This is a genomic window from Vibrio sp. 1580 (assembly GCF_033340055.1).
Map to the genome: position 1 here is coordinate 1 of NZ_JAWOVT010000660.1, position 533 is coordinate 533.

The following is a 533-nucleotide window of genomic DNA, read 5'->3' on the forward strand; positions in this document are numbered from 1 at the left end:
GTGGTCTACCCCTGCAGAAATGGCGCTTGCAACGGAAGAATATGTTCATAACTACCCGCATGTTCTGGCTGGTTTCCAAGGGCCGGGTATAGACGAAGTACCTGAAATTATTCAATACGCTCAAAACCAAGGCTGGGAAATTGCCAATATTGATATGGTTAAGCACATGAATGCTGACCAAGCCACTTGTGGTTATGGCTGCTCTGGTAACCCGTACGATGCTTATTGGGCCTTCAGTCCTTTAGGTCACGGTGATTTGCATGAACTAGGTCATGGTTTAGAGAAAGGACGATTCCGATTCGCGGGTTGGGAGGGGCATTCGACGACCAACTACTACTCCTACTACAGCAAGTCTCGTTTCTTCCAAAATACGGGTAAGGAATCAACCTGCCAAAGCTTGGATTTCAAAGGTCAGTTTGAACTGTTGCAAACCAGTCGAACACAAAGCGATCCAAATGCTTATATGGCGGAGCAAAACCAAACGGGTTGGAGCTGGGGTGCTCGCGTTTACATTCAAATGATGATGGCAACTC

At 47.1% G+C, this 533-nt stretch carries 1 protein-coding gene; it reads left to right on the forward strand.

Annotation, left to right across the window (positions count from 1 at the left end; all coding sequences use genetic code 11):
• Positions 1–533: ImpA family metalloprotease (locus R7093_RS27705; protein ID WP_318147340.1), on the forward strand; the 533-nt coding region annotated here is incomplete at both ends.